Origin of the sequence: Legionella sp. km772 (genome assembly GCF_003989735.1) — a bacterium.
Classification (GTDB): Bacteria; Pseudomonadota; Gammaproteobacteria; order Legionellales; family Legionellaceae; genus Legionella.
Genome location: NZ_RZGQ01000023.1, coordinates 1 through 17,191, shown reverse-complemented (window position 1 = coordinate 17,191; position 17,191 = coordinate 1). Strand labels below are relative to the sequence as shown.

Genomic DNA, 17,191 nt, shown 5'->3' with positions numbered 1-17,191 from the left:
TTTATACGTACTTCAATAATCTGCGTATACGGATATTCACTTCCCTTGATATCTTAATGCAAGCCTTTATAGCAGCTCTAAATAGGGTAAAATTCTAAATTCCAACCGCCAGGCAGAATAAATCGGGTCATTTTTTTTCGACCGGGCTTAGACTAAACTCATTAAGCAGTGCCCTGCCGGGAATACCTCTACTCGACTTGTCGTAATTCACGAAATAGCTGTCAAGACGCAATTCAACAGAGGGCGAATGTTTCACGTGAAACATTCGCATCAACAACGCCGCGATCAATTGCAAATAGTTGTTTTTCATTGGCGGCAATACTGTGCTCTATGGGCAGATAATGGGTAGCAGTCACTACATATTGACCTGGATGGCTAATAAGATAGTTGATGAGCCTAGACTGATGCGGTTCATCTAATTCCGCCGCTAAATCATCAAATAAATAGAGGCAGTTATCTTTTAATAATCGCCCTTGTGCGAGTTTTAAGGCAATTAAGATAATCTTTTGCTGCCCACGTGAGAGAGCTTGCTTCGCCTTCATCGCATTAGAGTCAATAATAAGATCCGCATGATGAGCGCCAAATTGGGTATATTGCCTTTGTTTATCACTGTGAAAATGCTCTGCTAACAAAGTCGCTAAGGACTTGCCGCTCTGCTTTTTATCCCAACCCTTATAATACTGGATCGAGCAAGGCGTTGTAGTCAGGCTAGATAACACCTGCGAAAATTCCTTATTCCACAACTCGAAATAGGCGCTTCGTAAATTATCTAATTGTTCCGCTAAATAGGATAATTGTTTATCCCAAGGAATGAATTGGTCATAGCTGTTGGATTGTTTTAAGAGGGCATTTCTTTGCTTTAAAACGCGCCTGTACTCCTTCCACAGTGCAAGGTAATTAGGTTTCACGTGAAACAGTCCCCAATCGAGAAGAGAGCGACGGATGCTTGAAGTTGCATCTATAATTTGAAAAATGTCTGAATTAATAATCTGGCAGGGGAGCGCGTAGGCAAGTTGACTTGTGGTAGAGCAAAATTGATTATTCAATTTTATCTGCGTTGGTAAGCTCTTAGATTTTTGGATGCTTACCGTCTTATTATCCAGTCCCTGGGCAAAGACAGTTAACTTATCCTGTTCATGAGCAATAATGGGTACAATTTCGCGGGAGCGGAAAGAATGTCCACAACTCAACAAATACAAGGCCTCTAAGATAGAGGTTTTACCGCTACCATTAGGGCCAATAATAAAATTAAATCGTGGATTTAAACGTAGATGAGCTGTATCAACAGCTCGAAGATGATGAATTTTTAAATCAGTGAGAATCATAACTTCATAGGCATAATGATGTATTGGTATGCATCATTATTAAGTGCTTCAATTAAAATACTGGAGTCGGTGGTGGTCATCGACAAACGCACCATTCCCTCACCAAAATGATTTAACACATCTAATAGATAGGTCGCATTGATCCCAATTTTTAATTCATCACCATGGGTTTCTGCTTGTAAGGATTCAACGGCTTCTTCTTGCTCATTATTATTGGCAATTAAGGTTAATTGACCTGCTTGTAAATGCAGCATCACCGCTTTAGATTTTTCATGGGCTAAAATGATGGTCCGCGCCAACGAACGTTTTAAAGTAGCGCAATCAATGAGTATGGTTTTATCTTGATGCTTGGGAATGGCGCGCGCATAGGGGGGGAAACGTGCCTCTATTAATTTAGAAGAAAAAACAAATTGCTTGGTTATCAACTTAATGTGCGATTTGCCTGCAGCTAATAATACCTCTTCATCATCAATTCCATTTAGTAAACGTAATAACTCCTGAACGCCCTTTTTGGGAATAAGCAATTTATTACTAGCATTAACCGTGCATGAATAACGATTTATGGCCATCCGATGACCATCTGTTGCTACAGATGAAATGATATTTGGCTCAAAATCTAAAAACAAGCCATTCAAAAAGACGCGTACATCTTGTTGCGACATAGCAAAATGGGTGGATTGTAATAATTGCAATAAGTCGAGGCGCGGAATAGGCAGTTCTACCTCATTACACTCGTCTTCACTGGCAGGAAAATGCTCGGCAGGTAGGGTAGCCAGTTTAAAGGAACTCCGCCCTTCCCGGATATTCACCACCCCATTGTCATAAACTACTTTGGGATTAGTGTTTTCCTCTAGCGACTTAATAATATCAATAAATTTTTTAGCCGGGACTGTAATCGCCCCTTCCACTTGGTTAGATTCACAAGCAACTTGGGCAGATATTTCGATTTCCAAATCAGTTGCTGTAATATGGAGAACACCTTGCGTTAATTTTAATAAAAAATTAGAAAGAATAGCTAAAGATTGCTTTTTATCTACAGCTCCGGCAACCGTAAGCAAAGGGGAAAGCAAGTCTTCTTTTTTAATTACTAATTCAAACAAGATTAATGCTCCTAATTAAGAAGATAAAATACGCATAAGATTTTTATAGTCTTCGGCAAAATCACTATCATCCTGGACTAACTCTTTGACTTTTCGACAGGCGTGAATCACAGTGGTGTGATCGCGTCCACCAAAATGATCCCCAATTTCCGGCAAGCTATGATTGGTCAACTCTTTGCTCAAGGCCATAGCCATTTGCCGCGGACGAGCGATAGAGCGGCTTCTTCTTTTAGATAAAATATCAGCAACTTTAACTTTATAATATTCCGCCACTGTTTTTTGGATATTTTCTATGGTCACCAGTTTATCTTGCAGCGCTAAAAGATCGCGTAAAGCCTCATGGACAAACTCAATGGTAATTGGTTTACCAGTAAAATGAGCATTAGCTATAACTCGCCGTAAAGCACCCTCAAGCTCACGAACATTCGAACGTATGCGCTTAGCAATAAAAAAGGCCACTTCATAAGGTAAATCTATATTAGATTGCTCAGCCTTACTAATTAAAATAGCGACGCGCGTTTCTAATTCGGGTGGCTCAACGGCAACCGTTAGGCCCCAACCAAAACGTGACTTTAACCGTTCTTCCATGCCTTCAATTTCTTTAGGATAACGATCGCTAGTTAGAATGATTTGTTGCTGTCCTTCTAACAAAGCATTGAAGGTATGGAAAAACTCTTCTTGCGAACGATCTTTTCCTGCGAAAAATTGAATATCATCGATAAGTAAAGCATTTAAAGAGCGATAAAAACGTTTAAATTCATTAATAGAATTGGTTTGTAAGGCTTTAACCATATCAGCAACAAAACGCTCTGAATGTAAATACAATACCTTAGCTTCAGGGTTGTTTTTGAGAATATTATTGCCAATAGCATGCATTAAATGCGTTTTACCTAAGCCGACACCGCCATAAATAAATAAAGGATTATAAGCATCCCCTGGACGTTCTGCTACTTGCATTGAAGCGGCGCGTGCTAATTGGTTAGAATTCCCTTCTACAAAACTGTCAAAAACAAACTTTTTATTTAGATGACTGGTTTTATAGTCGACTGCTTTTTTAGCAGCGGGTTTAGCAGTAGCCGCCGCGCTAGCTCCTCCTGACAAGCTACTAGTTCCTAAAGAGCTAGAAGTCGTCGTCCGAGTACTTGCATCCTCAGCAGGTTTACTGCCAATTTCAATAGAAACGCTTTTAATTTCATCGCCACAAAATTGATTGATCAATTCTTCGATCCGCGAAAAGAAATGTTTTTTGACCCAATCCACTACGAAACGATTAGGAGCTAACAAGACAAAACGCTGCTCTTCAGTATGCGCTTGCAAAGGTCTTAGCCAGGTATTGAATTGTTGGGCAGAATATTCATCTTGTAATAAACCCAAACATTTTTGCCAAACAGTCGCGGACAAAGCAAAACTCCTCATCAAACAAGGGTGGAAAGAACGTTAAAAACCAATTATCCACAGATATAAAATACTGCCACTGAAGCAGTAAGACAGCAAGACAATTAATAAGATAATTTACAGATGAATAACGAAGTCATGAATAAACAGCATTAGTTTATTTAATCATCAATAAAGCGCTAAGTATACCGTGGTTAAGCGAAAAGGAAAAGTTATCCACAATAATAAATTAAACTGTGAATAAAATTAAAGCCTATTAGGATAGCAGCTACCTTAGATCTAAAAACAAGGTAAATAGCCCATACCTTAGGTTCTTCACTAAATAGGTATAATTTACCCAGTAGGCCAGGACTTGGTAAATCAGCTGGAGGACTAGCTTTAAGGCCAATCCTTTCTCATTGTATCCCAAACCACCCTCCAGTATCACCACCTGCCCAACAATTATTAGGCGTGCAAGTGGAAATTTTTTCGCTACATAATTGCTTAAACGAAAAGGCTTTGCTGATATCTTGGTTTAAAAAACCAGCGGGTTGGCAAATACGATTAACATAACTACCTTTAACTCTGATCTGTCCCATTACATAGATACTTGGCCCCACCGCATACACCCCAGGGTTATGGGAGTAGCAAGCGATATAACAACCTGGAGAGTCAGTATAGCTATTATCAGTGGGTAGCGAGGATTTACTAGCTCCAGCAACAGGATGATTAATAACCGCTTGATTGGGGATTACATAAACAGGATAAGGACTGGGTAAAAGTTCAGTATCTGAGGTAGGAAGAGGTGCGGTAGGCAAAGTCGCAAAACTACAAGCATTAAATAAGATAAGAATACAAGCTAGGGTTTTATTCATTTTTTGTTCTCTATTTGATTTTGTTTCATTATAGAACATTTTTATGGAATGAGTATTTATAGAGCAAAGCATCTAAATTAGGTCTACACTATCCTTAAAAGAAGCAAAACAGGGTTGAATGATGAATCCTAAAAAAATGTTCTTACTCATTGTTGTCTTAGCTTTAGCTTTAGCTACAGCTACCTTTACCTATTTATAAACGGTTTCTTATCCAGTGCTTATGCGCCAAAGATAGCGCATTAATCCTAACTTGGCCGCGTTAATGGGTTTTCCGCGATAAAACTAGTACCTGTCCAAGGCTCATTAGAGGGCTGAAAAATGGCTCCAACAATTTACTTAGATCCTTTTTTTGAATTATATTTACTTTTATAGTTTTATCTGTTTTATTCTATAAAATCTTATTGAAGATGAAAGGGTCATTCAAACCATCTTAAAAATTGCGCTTGAGGAAGAAAGCATTGTAATGCATAGAAGTTTTGAACCCGATTTAATTCTCTGAATAGTGTTTTAGATAGGATTGCAACACTCTTTGCTGTAAAAAATAGAGCAGCAAGATTACGTCGAAGTTGGAACGATGATTCATGACTGTGCCCACTAGTTCCACCACCTTAACTTTTAACAAGGCAATGTACAACGAAGCTCAGGATTTTTTGAAATGATAAGAAAAAAACTAACTGATATTAATAGCCTATCAATTATTCTGTCCCTTTCTTTTATCATTTTATTTTTTCAATTCATCAGCAATTTAAAGCTCGCTTCATTGAAAATGTTTTGTACTGTCTCCCTTTATATATGGTGTTTGTTTTACGGACTAAAAATATTGTTTTTTTACTCAATAAAAAGGGTTTAGCATCATGTAAAAAAGATAATTTTGTTCTTGATCTTTACCTAATAAGTTTCAGCTTCTATTGCGCTACCCTCCTGTCTATTGCCATTCAATATAATAGTAATCTTGATTTAAGAGGCTGGTGGCTTTTTTATCTCTACTACCTAACGCTAATAGGGTTTATTTTTGCCTTGGTTTATGCAGGCTTAGCCCTGTCTCTCGGGTATCATAGAACATACACCTTACTCATTGGCCTTGATGCTCTGTTTTTCTTTAATCAGCTTTTTGCCCTTAAGTATTAAAGTTGGTGTATTACCAGGATATGAAACATTTTGGCTAGTGCTTATCAGCGCTCTTGTCCTCCATGGACTTATCTGTCTCGCAAAATTACTAAGCAATTTATACCTCCATAGGCCTTAGCCACATGCAAGGGTTGATACTGCTGCTGCGTTAAAGAAAAGGCTTATGAGGCCATAAAAAATTAGACGGTATAAACGGGTTGGCTCAAGGCCTTTATTATTTTAATTGACGCCCAAGAAGGTGTTTCGTTATAGTAGTTTTCGTAAAAATACTTTACAACTTAAAGGATTAAAAATGAAAAACTATTTATTTGCTGGTATTGCGGCCCTGTTTGCTGTTAGTGCAAGTGCAGAGCCCACTCATCACGATGTTACCTTCACCTGCCCTGCTGTTAATGCTATTTCACATTTTGGTGACTATGTGGCGGGTTATGGTGTAGAAGCTATTTTTGGCGATAGTCGCGCAGTGTATTTTAAAACAATCATGTGGCCGGCAAATGTTCCCAGCAATTTATCTACTTACAACAGTTTGGCTACCAATTATGATTCTATTAACTCGCTCATTACTTGCAGCTATGTAAGCAGCGATGCTAATAATGCAGACTTTGATTTACATTACCAAATGACGAATGGTAAAGGTGGTTTGATAACTGCCCAAACCCCCAATATGATTAGCATCCAATTCCCTATTGGTTTAACAAAATAACTTACTCCCTCTCAAAGCAAGCCCCCTAGCTGGGGCCATGCGCTAATTTAGGAGGCAGGCTTGCACTTTTTCTCTCGTACAAGCTTATTCAAGCAAATAAGCAATGCAAGTAAAATGCGATTTTATAAAGACTGAATTTTGCGCACTTTGCAATAACAATCCCAACGAGAAGCTAGCGAGTTCTTTCTTTTGTCTTAGTTGAGGTCCCTATTAAATTTTAAAACTAATGCTACACTTGATTGAACAATTTGTTATTACTATCTTAAATAAGGGATTATTATGGCCAGTTTAATGATTAATGGTGCCAATTTTTATTATGAATTACATGGTAAAGGCAAACCCTTGGTTTTAATTTCTGGTTATACCTGCGATCATAGTGTTTGGAATTTGATGCTTGACCAATTAGCTAAAAAATTTCAAGTGCTTATTTTTGATAACCGGGCTGTTGGCCAAACCACCGATGACAAACGCCCTTTTAGTTTAGAAATGATGGCGGAAGATACTATCCAATTAATCCAAAAATTAGGTTTAGAAAAACCCCATATTCTGGGTCAATCAATGGGCGGAGTTATAGCGCAACTCCTGGCACGAACCTATAGCGCACAACTCGATAAATTAATCATTCTTAATTCGGTTGCGAAATTTAACGCCCGCTCGAACTTTATCTGTAAAGCGTTTTTAACTGCGCGGAAAAACGGGGTTGATATCGCTTCATTAATTGATTTATCCCTACCTTGCTTTTTTGGTACGGGTTTTTTAGAAAATAAAGAACAATGCGCCGAATTTAAAAAGAATTTATTAGCTTATCCTTTTGCTCAAACTGTTTTTGATCAAGAGCGACAATTAATGAATTTAGCTGCGTTTGACTCATCCCCTTGGTTGCAGGAATTAAACATACCCACACTGGTTATTTCTGCAATTGAAGATATTATAACCTTACCAGAAGAATCAAAACGCCTGGCGGAAGGGATTAATAATGCGCAATTCGCCTCTATCGATGGAGGTCATTCAAGTCCTATTGAAGCAAGTGCACAAGTAAATCAACATCTTATGGAATTTTTATTATAATTTAAGGAGCAACAAGTGACCGACGAAATTAATCCTTTATTTACCGCCACAGCGACTGCTGTTGGTGGGCGTAATGGCCATAGTGAAACCAGCGATGGTTCAGTAAACGTTTCTCTTTCGGTGCCCAAGGAAATGGGTGGCCCTGGTAAACCCAATACGACAACCCCAGAGCATCTTTTTGCCGCAGGCTACGCTGCATGCTTTGGTGGAGCACTTGATTTTATAGCAAAGCAACATAAAAAGGATGCCACCAAAGCCCAAGTAACATGCGCAGTTTCCGTGGGACCACGGTCGCAGGGTGGTTTTGGTATCGCAGTAAAAATGAGGGTTGAGGATAAAAGCTTCAGTAAAACTGAGTTAAGCGAATTAGTCCGTGAAACCCATGAAAAAATTTGTCCCTATTCTCATGCAACCCGCGGGAATATTGCGGTTGATTTTGAAATTATAGGTTCTTAGACGGCCGCGGCTTAAAGCCGCGGAAATTGATCGTTTAGTAAAATTAAGCAACGGACTTCTTCGTACCCAGACTGATTTAATTGCGGCCCACACCTGAATACTAGTCTTCGAAAAGGAGAATAGTTTTACTGCTTTTATACGCTAACCGTTTTATACCTAATGGTAAGATGAGGAATCATGCTAGATGAGCTTAGAAAAAGGCTTATATTAATCATTGTGGCTTTTGCAATGCTAATGGAAGCTATTGATATTACGATCATTAATACCGCGATTACTAATATGGCACATAGCCTAAATGTAACCCCTATTGATTTGAAGTTAGCCTTAATCTCTTATTTGCTAAGTTTAGCTATTTTTATCCCCATTAGTGGTTGGATAGCTGATAAGTTTGGCATAAAAAAAGTATTTATTTTTGCTCTAAGCCTCTTCACCCTCAGTTCTTTTGCATGCGGCTTTACTACTACTTTAGAGCAATTAATTATTGCCCGTTTTATCCAAGGTTTAGGCGGCTCGTTCACCATGCCGGTTGGCCGATTAATTATCTTGCGGATTTGTGAACGTCATGAATTGATAATTAAAATGGGGATGGTAGTGATGGTTGCAGCCTTAGGAATGATGTTAGGACCTGTATTAGGTGGTATTTTAACTACCCACTTCTCTTGGCCTTGGGTTTTTTGGGTTAACGTCCCATTTGGCCTCTTAGCCATTTTATTAGCTTATTTCTTCTTTCCTTCTATGCCTAGCCGGCCGGTGCTGCCTTTAGACAAGCTAGGGTTTATTTTATTTGGTGGTGGGCTGGCAACACTCACCTATAGCTTATCTGCGCTTAGTGAATCAAATCTTTCACACAGTTCAACTTTAGCCATGTTACTGTGTTCTATTAGTTTACTTTGCTTTTATTATTGGCATTCAAAAAAACAAGCCCATCCTATAGTCAAATTAACTTTATTAAGCAAGAGAACTTTTTATATCTCGGCATTAGGGAATTTATGTGCACGCTTAAGTTTTGGCGGTATTCCCTTTTTATTACCCTTACTTTTTCAAATTGGACTAAAATTTACCCCCCAATTATCAGGCCTGTTATTAGCGCCTATTTCTATAGGAGTGTTATTAATCAAACCCTTATCGACTAGTATTCTACGCTTGTTGGGCTACAAAAAACTCTTATGTGTCAATACTGTTTTAGTAGCGGCTATTTTATGCTCTTTTATGCTTATAAATACCGCTACTTCATTGTACACCATTGGATTTTTAACCTTTGGCTATGGATTTTTAATCGCTTTACAATACACCGCAATGAACTCTTTAGCCTATGCGAACATTAATGAAGAGGAATTAAGTTCAGCAACCAGTATCATGAGTACCATCCAACAGCTCTCCCAAAGCTTTGGAATAGCTTTTGCCGCAATCTTAGTTACTTTGTTTTCCCCGCAGTTTTCGATTCATTCTGCAGCAATTATAAGGCCATTACATGAATCCTTCTTGGTCATGGCGGTGGTCACCTTATTTTCAGTTATGGTGTTCGGAAAATTAAAGCCCGAAGATGGCCAAGAGTTATTAATGGTCAAAACGCAAGTTAACGAATAATCCTTCATTCAATTAAAATTAACCCAGACAGGGCAAAATAAAATCACTTCAAAAATGTACTAAAATTATAATTAGTGATCATTTTTTAAGAGAATGAAAATGCCTAAAGCCCTTATAAATGCTTATGATGCTTTCGCCTTGCTAAATAGCCGTAAGCTCTATCCTAACCAGTTAAAAGAAGTATTAACCGATGAATTAAACACCAAGAAAGTCCTGTGCATCTCCGATACAACAGATGTCCTACTAAAAGATGGTGAAGTTACTAAATCAATTGCTCATACCATTGAAAAAGCCAAACTGGGTGCCCATCTTGAAGTAATACAAACGGACTACAAGAGCTTTGCGTATAATGCAGAAGAGGGTACCAAGTTTGGTGCTCATCTGCCGCAAAATGTGGATGAAACGCGGCGAGAGTATTTAAAAGTCGATTCACAATCCTTAGAAAGCGATTTGAGTGCGACTTCCAATGTGGATGTAATTGTAGGTCGCAGTTGTTTATGCGCCTGTCTTGGCGATGGACATTTATGTGGCGGAATTGATACGTCAAAAAAAGCCCAAAAAGAGTACCTAAGTACGTTAATAAAACTAAATCCGAGCATTATGATTCTTAGTGCCGCTCAGGCAACTTTTATTCCCGATGAGAGTGATGAAGCAGATATTAGAGAAAAAGCTAACGCCCAAGCTATGTATAAAACCGCTCAAGCTAATTTCATTTTAGCTTGCGAAGAACTTAATAGAGAAGCAGAAGAATCAGGGAGCACTTACCGTTTCGCTTATGTCCCTCCTAATAAAAATTTTACCATGATCTATCCCAACCCCTCCATGGAAAATGGTTATATGTTAGTCGCTTATGACACGACTAAAGTTGATTTTCGCAATACGGCGGTCAGTTTACAAACGGAACGCGCTGAAGCAAGAAGACTAGCTGAAGAGAGAGTTTCGATTAAAGTCGGAGCAACCAGTCCTGCATTTTTCAAAGAAGCGCCAGTGCGGCCAAATACCACACCGGAGGTAGTGGAACAACAAGTTCTAAAAAGTTAGTTCTGTATAACTAGGGTAAATAAGCTAGCAAAACGTGGATATAAATGCTTGGCTAAAGGATCTTACTGGAATAAGCCACAGTAAGATCACATGATCTTTGCTAGGTTATAAACAGAATAAAAAACGAATTATCCAATTGAAATTAATAGATTTTTAAAGTTTATCAACAGACCTCTCATGCACTAATAATAAATAAAAGTATTTTAAAGATATAAATTATATTTATTAGTGAAGTAGGAAATTTCCATATTAAGGAAATTGTTCATTCCACTTAAAGAAACAAATAAGCTGTGAATAGATCAACTATTTTGTATCGAACAGCCTATGAATAAACAGGGGGATTCTAGTAACATAGCAAGTTACCAACAGAGAAAGAAAGTAAACATACCTTAGTTTTCTACATCTTATTTAGAATATAATAAATTGATTTTTAATGATTTTTTCATGTTATACACAGATCTTGGCCACTATATAATAAACATAAAATATATTTAAAAGATTTATTTTTATATTTATCGGGGGTGGATAAAAAAATTAATCAAAAAATAAGCAGTTCTAAATTGACAGGCAGGCAAAAGTTCTCTATTATTCCCAACCTCATAAATTTATTAACAGGTTCATCATGAAACGCACCTTTCAACCTAGTAATTTAAAGCGTAAACGTGATCATGGATTCCGTGAGCGTATGGCTACTCGCGCTGGTAGATTAGTTATTAAACGTCGTCGTGCTAAAGGACGTAAGCGTTTGTCTGCCTAAGTGTTTGCTTTTAAAAAAACACAGCGCTTATTAAAAAAAAGTGACTATGATCACGTGTTTGTACAGGCAAAAAAGATTGTAACCAATGATTTTGTTGTACTGTGTAGAGAAAATGATTTAGGTTATGCTCGTCTTGGGTTGGCGCTTTCAAAAAAAATGATTGCTAAAGCCCATGACCGAAACCGTATCAAACGTTTGTTAAGAGAATGTTTTCGTCAAACACAATTACCGGCTGTTGATATCATTTTTTTGGCGAGAACTGGTGTAGCAAAGCAAACAAATTTGGGTATTAACTCCAGATTGAGTAAAACATGGGAAAAACTAATTGCTTGCTTCAGCAAATAATATGCTTGCCAATAAAACTGTATCAGTATTTAATTAGTCCTCTATTTCAACCGAGTTGTCGTTATTACCCAAGTTGTTCGCACTATGCGGAAGAAGCAATTAAGCAGTATGGTGTCGGAAAAGGTTTGTGGATGGGGATTAAACGTTTAGCACGTTGTCATCCATGGGCTCGTGGTGGTTATGATCCGGTAGTACCTAACAATGAGAAACTCTGAATGGATATAAGACGTATAGTATTATATATGGCGCTTGCGCTAGTTAGTTTATCACTGTGGAATGCATGGCAAATTGATTATCCTCCTCCACAAACAACCCAAGCAATTAGTGAACCATCGAGTAACAATGGTCAGCCTTTACCGCAAATTAGCAATGCCAATCCAGTAACTAGCCCCGCACAAAACACGGGTACTAATGCTGCTTCTAATCCTTCGACGAGCTCCGGTGAACTAATTCAAGTCAAGACTGATGTCCTAGACTTAACCATCGATTTAAGTCAAGGAAATGTAGTGTCGAGTGATTTACTGCATTACCCCTTGAGTGTAGAGGACAAAAATAAACCTTTTGTTTTATTGCAAAACCAAGCCAGTGAACGCTATGTGGCCAATTCGAGCCTATTTATAGCGAAGGGCTCAGAGGTTCAAGCTCTGGATTTTAACTTTAAAACTCAAGAAAAGAGCTACCAGTTAGCTGAGAATCAAAACCAGTTAAGGGTTACTCTAGAAGGGAAAAATCAAGACGGTTTAGATGTTAAAAAAATATTTACCTTTACTCGTGGAAGTTATCTTATTGCGGTAAATTATGTGATCAATAACACCAGTACTAGTGATTGGACGGGTTATTTAAACACCCAATTACTGCGTAGCTCACCTAAAGAAGATAAGTCCAGTATGTTCCACGTGGGCTCCTACACCGGTGCTTCTTTCTCGAATCCAGGTAAAACCCGCTATCAAAAAGTAGCTTTTTCAGATATGGCAAAAGCAAATTTAAATTTAGATGTGCATGGCGGTTGGATTGCTATGCAACAACACTATTTCTTAACCGCTTGGGTTCCTAATGCCGAGAGTGAAAATAAATTTTATACGCTTGCTCATAATGGTGACTTCACTATAGGAGCTGTTAGCCAACCTATTACAGTTAAACCGCAAGAACAAAAAGAAGTAGGCTCTAAACTCTATGTTGGCCCGGAAAATACTAGTGTGTTAAAAAGTATTGCTCCTCACCTAGATTTAACGGTTGATTACGGTATTTTATGGTTTGTTTCTTCCCTACTCTTTTCTTTAATGTCGGCAATTTATAGTTTTGTGGGCAATTGGGGATGGTCTATTGTTCTGGTGACGGTTCTAATCAAATTAGCCTTTTATCGTTTATCGGCAACCAGTTATAAATCTATGGCTGGAATGCGTAAATTGCAACCAAAACTGCAAGCTTTACGTGAGCGTTACGGCGATGATAAGGCTAAAATAAGCCAAGCCACAATGGAGCTTTATCGCCAAGAAAAAGTGAATCCTTTAGGTGGTTGTTTACCGATTCTTATTCAAATACCAGTATTTATTGCTCTTTATTGGGTGTTACTAGAAAGTGTTGAATTAAGACAAGCTCCTTTCATTTTATGGATTAAAGATTTGGCCTCACCCGATCCCTATCATGTTTTACCTTTGATAATGGGTGCGACTATGTTAATCCAACAAAAGTTAAATCCAGCACCGCCAGATCCTGTACAAGCTAAGGTGATGATGTTTTTACCCATCCTATTTACCGGCTTATTCTGGAATTTTCCAGCGGGGCTAGTGTTATATTGGATAGTAAATAACACCTTATCTATTATTCAGCAATGGTATATCACACGTAAATACTCTGATGATAAACCTATAAAAAAACTGGCTGTTGCCGCTAAGTAATATGGCTATCGACACTATCATAGCTATTGCAACCCCACCTGGACGAGGTGGGGTTGGCATTGTTCGTTTATCTGGTCCGCAATCTTACCCAATCGCCTTAAAATTAAATGATGGAAAAAAATTAGAGCCACGGGTTGCGCGCTTTTGTACCTTTTATTCTGATAAAAAAGAACTCATCGACCAAGGCTTAATGCTATTTTTCAAAGCGCCGCACTCTTTTACAGGTGAAGATGTGGTGGAAATTCATGCCCACGGTTCTCCACTTGTGTTAGATAGTTTATTAAAACAAGCTCTTAGCTTAGGTGCCCGCTTAGCAAGACCAGGGGAATTTTCTGAACGTGCTTTTCTTAATGATAAAATAGATCTTACCCAAGCTGAGGCTATTGCAGATTTGATTTCGGCCAGTTCAGATACCTCGGTCAGGATGGCATTAAAAACCCTCCAAGGTGATTTTTCTAAAAAAATTAATCACCTCAATAAGCAAATTATATATTTGCGCATGTATGTGGAAGCTGCCATTGATTTTCCTGAGGAAGAGATAGATTTTTTAAATGATGGAACGGTATCCTCATTGCTCCAAGCAATTTTAACAGAACTTAATCTTATTCGTTCGCAAGCGAATCAAGGGGTTATTTTAAGAGAGGGCTTATCTATAGTGATTGCCGGGAGGCCCAATGCTGGTAAATCAACACTCATTAATTGTTTGGCCGGACGCGATGTGGCTATCGTTACTGAGGTAGCAGGAACTACTCGCGATGTAATGCGGGAACATATACTGTTGGATGATATTCCCCTACATATTGTCGACACGGCAGGTATTCGTGAAAGTGAGGATTTAGTCGAACAAGAAGGGATAAAAAGAGCTTGGCAAGAGTTAAAAAAGGCTGATTGTGTGTTATTAGTAGTCGATGCTAATTATCCGGAACAACAGCAGGAGTTAATTAAAGAAATTGCAGACTTTTTAGGAACCCAAATTCCCATTATTACGGTTTTTAATAAAATTGATTTATTGTCTTTACCTTGCAGCTCCAAGGGAAATACCGTTTATTTATCAGCAAAAAATGGTTTAGGCTTGGATAGCCTTAAGCATTTACTTAAAGAGGTTGTGGGTTATCAACCCAATGAAGGGCAATTTTTAGCCCGCCGACGCCATTTACAAGCTTTAGATAAGGCGAAAGAGGTATTGCGGATGGGACAACAACAGTTAGCAGAGCATCAAGCAGGTGAATTGTTGGCTGAAGATTTACGTCTTGCGCACCAAATTCTTGGAGAAATCACCGGTGAATTTAGCGCTGATGATTTATTAGGCAGTATTTTTTCCAGTTTTTGTATCGGCAAATGATTATGGGCCTTGGTGTGACATTCTTTGTTAGGATGCAAGTTTAGCTACACCTTCTTAATAGGTTTTAATACCTGCTTATTTTGTTCACAAAATAAAATGACTCCACTAATCACGGCAACCGGCATAATAAATAAATTTAATCCAGGTACAAAAATAAGGGCATTGATCCCTGTTCCAAAACCTAAAGTGAGCATTTTATTTTCTGCAAGCTGCGCGCGCATTTCATCGAACTCAATCAAATTATTATCCATTGCAAAATCTTGGTATTGTAAACTTAAAATCCAAGCATTGAAGATAAACCAAATAAAGGGATAAAAAGGGTGAATAAAAGGCACAAAAAATAAAACCCCTAAGAGTAGCAGGCGAGGCAGAAAATACGCTAAAAATTGAACTTGCCGTTTAATGCTACGCAGGGCAATAGTGCGAAAAGCTAAAGAGGGTATGGCGCTATGGTAAAAAAGGAGTTGGACTTTTTCAGCGAGCAAGCCATTAAAGGGTGCGGCGATTAAATTTAGAAAAACACTAAAAGTCGAAAGAAAAAATAAAAGAAAACTTAGCAAAAAGAAAAAGAATAATAAGCTACTTAAAAAATTTAGCCACGCTGGCAATTGGTTTAAATAGTAATAGCCATAGGGCAAAAGGAAATGGGTGGTGAGATAATAAAGACCAGCAAATAAGAGAAAATTAAAGCCAATAGGTAAAATTATAAATCGCTTCAGTCCTTTAGTACCTAAGTACTTAAAGCCGGCAAGAAAGAATAATACTCCACGAATAAAATTAGCCATAATCACCTTGCTGTTTCCTATTAAGACACGACTAAGAGTTTTTATTGCTTATTATTTTGACGGCAATATAAACAACTATTATAGTAAAAATAAGCCCTTAATATCTTAATTGTATTCTAAATAAAAGGAATGGCTGGCTGGTGCGCAAAAAAACCGATAAATCAAAATTATGGCTCTGGAGCAGCCTTCTTATACCTTATTTCATTGTTTGTCAGTCCTTATTAGTGCTATTGGGATGGTTCGTCAAATCGTTTAGCCTAGTATCATTACTGGATACTCTCCCTATGCAGTTCAATACGGCCTTATGCCTTTTATTATCTGCCCTAGGGCTAATTAGCTTAGTCAAACAACATTTTTTCGGGAGTAAAATTTTCTCCTTTCTCTCTACGCTTATCACTGTACTGACCCTATTTGAGTTTATATTTAATATTAATTTATCTATCGACACCTTAATCATTCACCCTTTTACCACGATGAATACCCTCTATGCAGGGCGTATGGCACCCAATACGGCCTTAGCTTTATTCATCTTAAGCCTATGCTTATTAGGCTACAGCTTTCATAAAACACCGCAAAAAGGTGCTTTAAGTTTTAGTTTGGTGATGAGTTTTAGTTTGGCTATAAGTATTGGGGCCTTAATTGGTTATCTCTTAGGGATTGAACCTGCTTATGCCTGGAATCATTACCACCATATGACTTTAGCTAATATATTAGGCATAAGCTTGTTAAGTTTTTCTTTTTTGTGCCTTTTATGGTACCAAGATCAGTCGGATTCCTTGTGGCTCCCAGTTCCCATTTTTAGTACTTTGTTTACTATAACCCTGACGCTGTCTATTGCTGTTTACTCGGAAGATCAACGTGATTTAAAAAATGATGTAAAAAATGAGGCAGTTAATGCGAGTATTTTAATCCAACAATATTTAGATAACCTAATGCAAGCTTTAAATCGCATGGCAGCTCGTTTAAGTATAGCGACTCCGCTGCCAAGTTTGAATTGGCAAGCTGATGCAAAAGCCCATTTACGTGATTTTCCCTATTTGATTGCTTTGGAATTATTAAATGAGCACTATGAGATCCAAGATATTGTTCCTTTTACAGTCAATAAAAACCTATTGGGGAAAAATTTAAATAGGGATCCTTTACGGCAAAAGTTAATTCAACAGGCCATTGAAACTAAATCAATCGTATTTAGCCAAATTTTAACTTTAAAACAAGGTGGGAAAGGGTTTTTAGTTTTTGTCCCCTTAATCCAAAAGGATAAGATTACAGGATTTTTAGTGGGGGTTTGATATAGGCGCGGATTTTTAGACGAAAAAAAGGTATTTTTAAGAGCTATTCTTCTAATATAAGAGGGGAATAGAATGACCAAAAAGCGAAATTATTACACTGCATCAAAAAAATCAAAAA

The 17,191-nt window shown here is 37.9% G+C and carries 16 protein-coding genes; 11 read left to right on the top strand and 5 right to left on the bottom strand.

Annotated features, from left to right (window positions below; translation table 11 throughout):
• Positions 1–233: 233 nt before the first annotated feature.
• The 4 genes from recF to ELY15_RS04525 all read right to left on the bottom strand — a co-directional run bounded on the left by recF (position 234) and on the right by ELY15_RS04525 (position 4,674).
• Positions 234–1,325, bottom strand: a complete 1,092-nt coding sequence (recF, locus tag ELY15_RS04540; protein WP_127098469.1) for a DNA replication/repair protein RecF — start codon at positions 1,323–1,325, stop codon at positions 234–236.
• The gene (dnaN, locus tag ELY15_RS04535; protein ID WP_127098468.1) at positions 1,322–2,425 is read right to left on the bottom strand and encodes a DNA polymerase III subunit beta; all 1,104 of its coding nucleotides are present in this window, start codon (positions 2,423–2,425) and stop codon (positions 1,322–1,324) included. The genes recF and dnaN overlap by 4 nt, the downstream gene beginning before the upstream one ends.
• Before the next feature lie 15 nt (positions 2,426–2,440).
• Complete coding sequence (gene dnaA / locus ELY15_RS04530) at positions 2,441–3,826, bottom strand: chromosomal replication initiator protein DnaA (protein ID WP_127098467.1); 1,386 nt, start codon at positions 3,824–3,826, stop codon at positions 2,441–2,443.
• A gap of 389 nt (positions 3,827–4,215) precedes the next feature.
• The gene (locus tag ELY15_RS04525) at positions 4,216–4,674 is read right to left on the bottom strand and encodes a hypothetical protein (RefSeq protein ID WP_127098466.1); all 459 of its coding nucleotides are present in this window, start codon (positions 4,672–4,674) and stop codon (positions 4,216–4,218) included.
• A gap of 1,420 nt (positions 4,675–6,094) precedes the next feature.
• On the opposite strand from ELY15_RS04525, the gene ELY15_RS04520 reads away from it, so the two are divergent.
• From ELY15_RS04520 to mnmE, 10 genes are all read left to right on the top strand, one after another.
• Positions 6,095–6,505, top strand: coding sequence for a hypothetical protein (locus ELY15_RS04520; RefSeq protein ID WP_127098465.1), 411 nt, complete (start codon positions 6,095–6,097; stop codon positions 6,503–6,505).
• 279 nt (positions 6,506–6,784) lie between these two features.
• Positions 6,785–7,573, top strand: coding sequence for an alpha/beta fold hydrolase (locus ELY15_RS04515; protein WP_127098464.1), 789 nt, complete (start codon positions 6,785–6,787; stop codon positions 7,571–7,573).
• Positions 7,574–7,588: 15 nt separating this feature from the next.
• Positions 7,589–8,029, top strand: a complete 441-nt coding sequence (locus ELY15_RS04510; protein ID WP_127098463.1) for an organic hydroperoxide resistance protein — start codon at positions 7,589–7,591, stop codon at positions 8,027–8,029.
• 177 nt (positions 8,030–8,206) lie between these two features.
• Positions 8,207–9,616 carry an MFS transporter gene (locus ELY15_RS04505; protein ID WP_127098462.1) on the top strand — a complete coding sequence of 470 codons (1,410 nt, stop codon included), beginning with the start codon at positions 8,207–8,209 and terminating at the stop codon, positions 9,614–9,616.
• Between the two features lie 99 nt (positions 9,617–9,715).
• Entirely contained in the window at positions 9,716–10,657 is a 942-nt protein-coding gene (locus ELY15_RS04500; RefSeq protein ID WP_148111225.1) for a hypothetical protein, read from the top strand.
• A gap of 622 nt (positions 10,658–11,279) precedes the next feature.
• Positions 11,280–11,414 carry a 50S ribosomal protein L34 gene (rpmH, locus tag ELY15_RS04495; RefSeq protein ID WP_006869475.1) on the top strand — a complete coding sequence of 45 codons (135 nt, stop codon included), beginning with the start codon at positions 11,280–11,282 and terminating at the stop codon, positions 11,412–11,414.
• Positions 11,415–11,759 carry a ribonuclease P protein component gene (gene rnpA / locus ELY15_RS04490; protein ID WP_127098460.1) on the top strand — a complete coding sequence of 115 codons (345 nt, stop codon included), beginning with the start codon at positions 11,415–11,417 and terminating at the stop codon, positions 11,757–11,759.
• Positions 11,726–11,974: a membrane protein insertion efficiency factor YidD gene (gene yidD, locus ELY15_RS04485; protein WP_127098459.1), complete on the top strand. Its 249-nt coding sequence runs from the start codon at positions 11,726–11,728 to the stop codon at positions 11,972–11,974. The genes rnpA and yidD overlap by 34 nt, the downstream gene beginning before the upstream one ends.
• On the top strand, positions 11,975–13,657 hold the full coding sequence (yidC, locus tag ELY15_RS04480) for a membrane protein insertase YidC (RefSeq protein ID WP_127098458.1): 1,683 nt from the start codon (positions 11,975–11,977) through the stop codon (positions 13,655–13,657). It abuts the gene before it with no gap.
• A 1-nt stretch (position 13,658) separates the two neighbouring features.
• Positions 13,659–14,999 carry a tRNA uridine-5-carboxymethylaminomethyl(34) synthesis GTPase MnmE gene (gene mnmE, locus ELY15_RS04475; protein WP_127098457.1) on the top strand — a complete coding sequence of 447 codons (1,341 nt, stop codon included), beginning with the start codon at positions 13,659–13,661 and terminating at the stop codon, positions 14,997–14,999.
• Positions 15,000–15,043: 44 nt separating this feature from the next.
• Here the strand turns inward: mnmE and cysZ are convergent, their stop codons facing one another.
• A complete protein-coding gene (gene cysZ, locus ELY15_RS04470) occupies positions 15,044–15,784 on the bottom strand; it encodes a sulfate transporter CysZ (protein WP_127098456.1) in 741 nt (246 codons plus the stop codon).
• A gap of 140 nt (positions 15,785–15,924) precedes the next feature.
• Here cysZ and ELY15_RS04465 point away from each other — a divergent pair, with 140 nt between their 5' ends.
• Positions 15,925–17,073 (top strand): CHASE domain-containing protein, encoded by a 1,149-nt coding sequence (locus ELY15_RS04465; RefSeq protein WP_127098455.1) that lies wholly within the window; start codon positions 15,925–15,927, stop codon positions 17,071–17,073.
• Positions 17,074–17,191 lie beyond the last annotated feature (118 nt).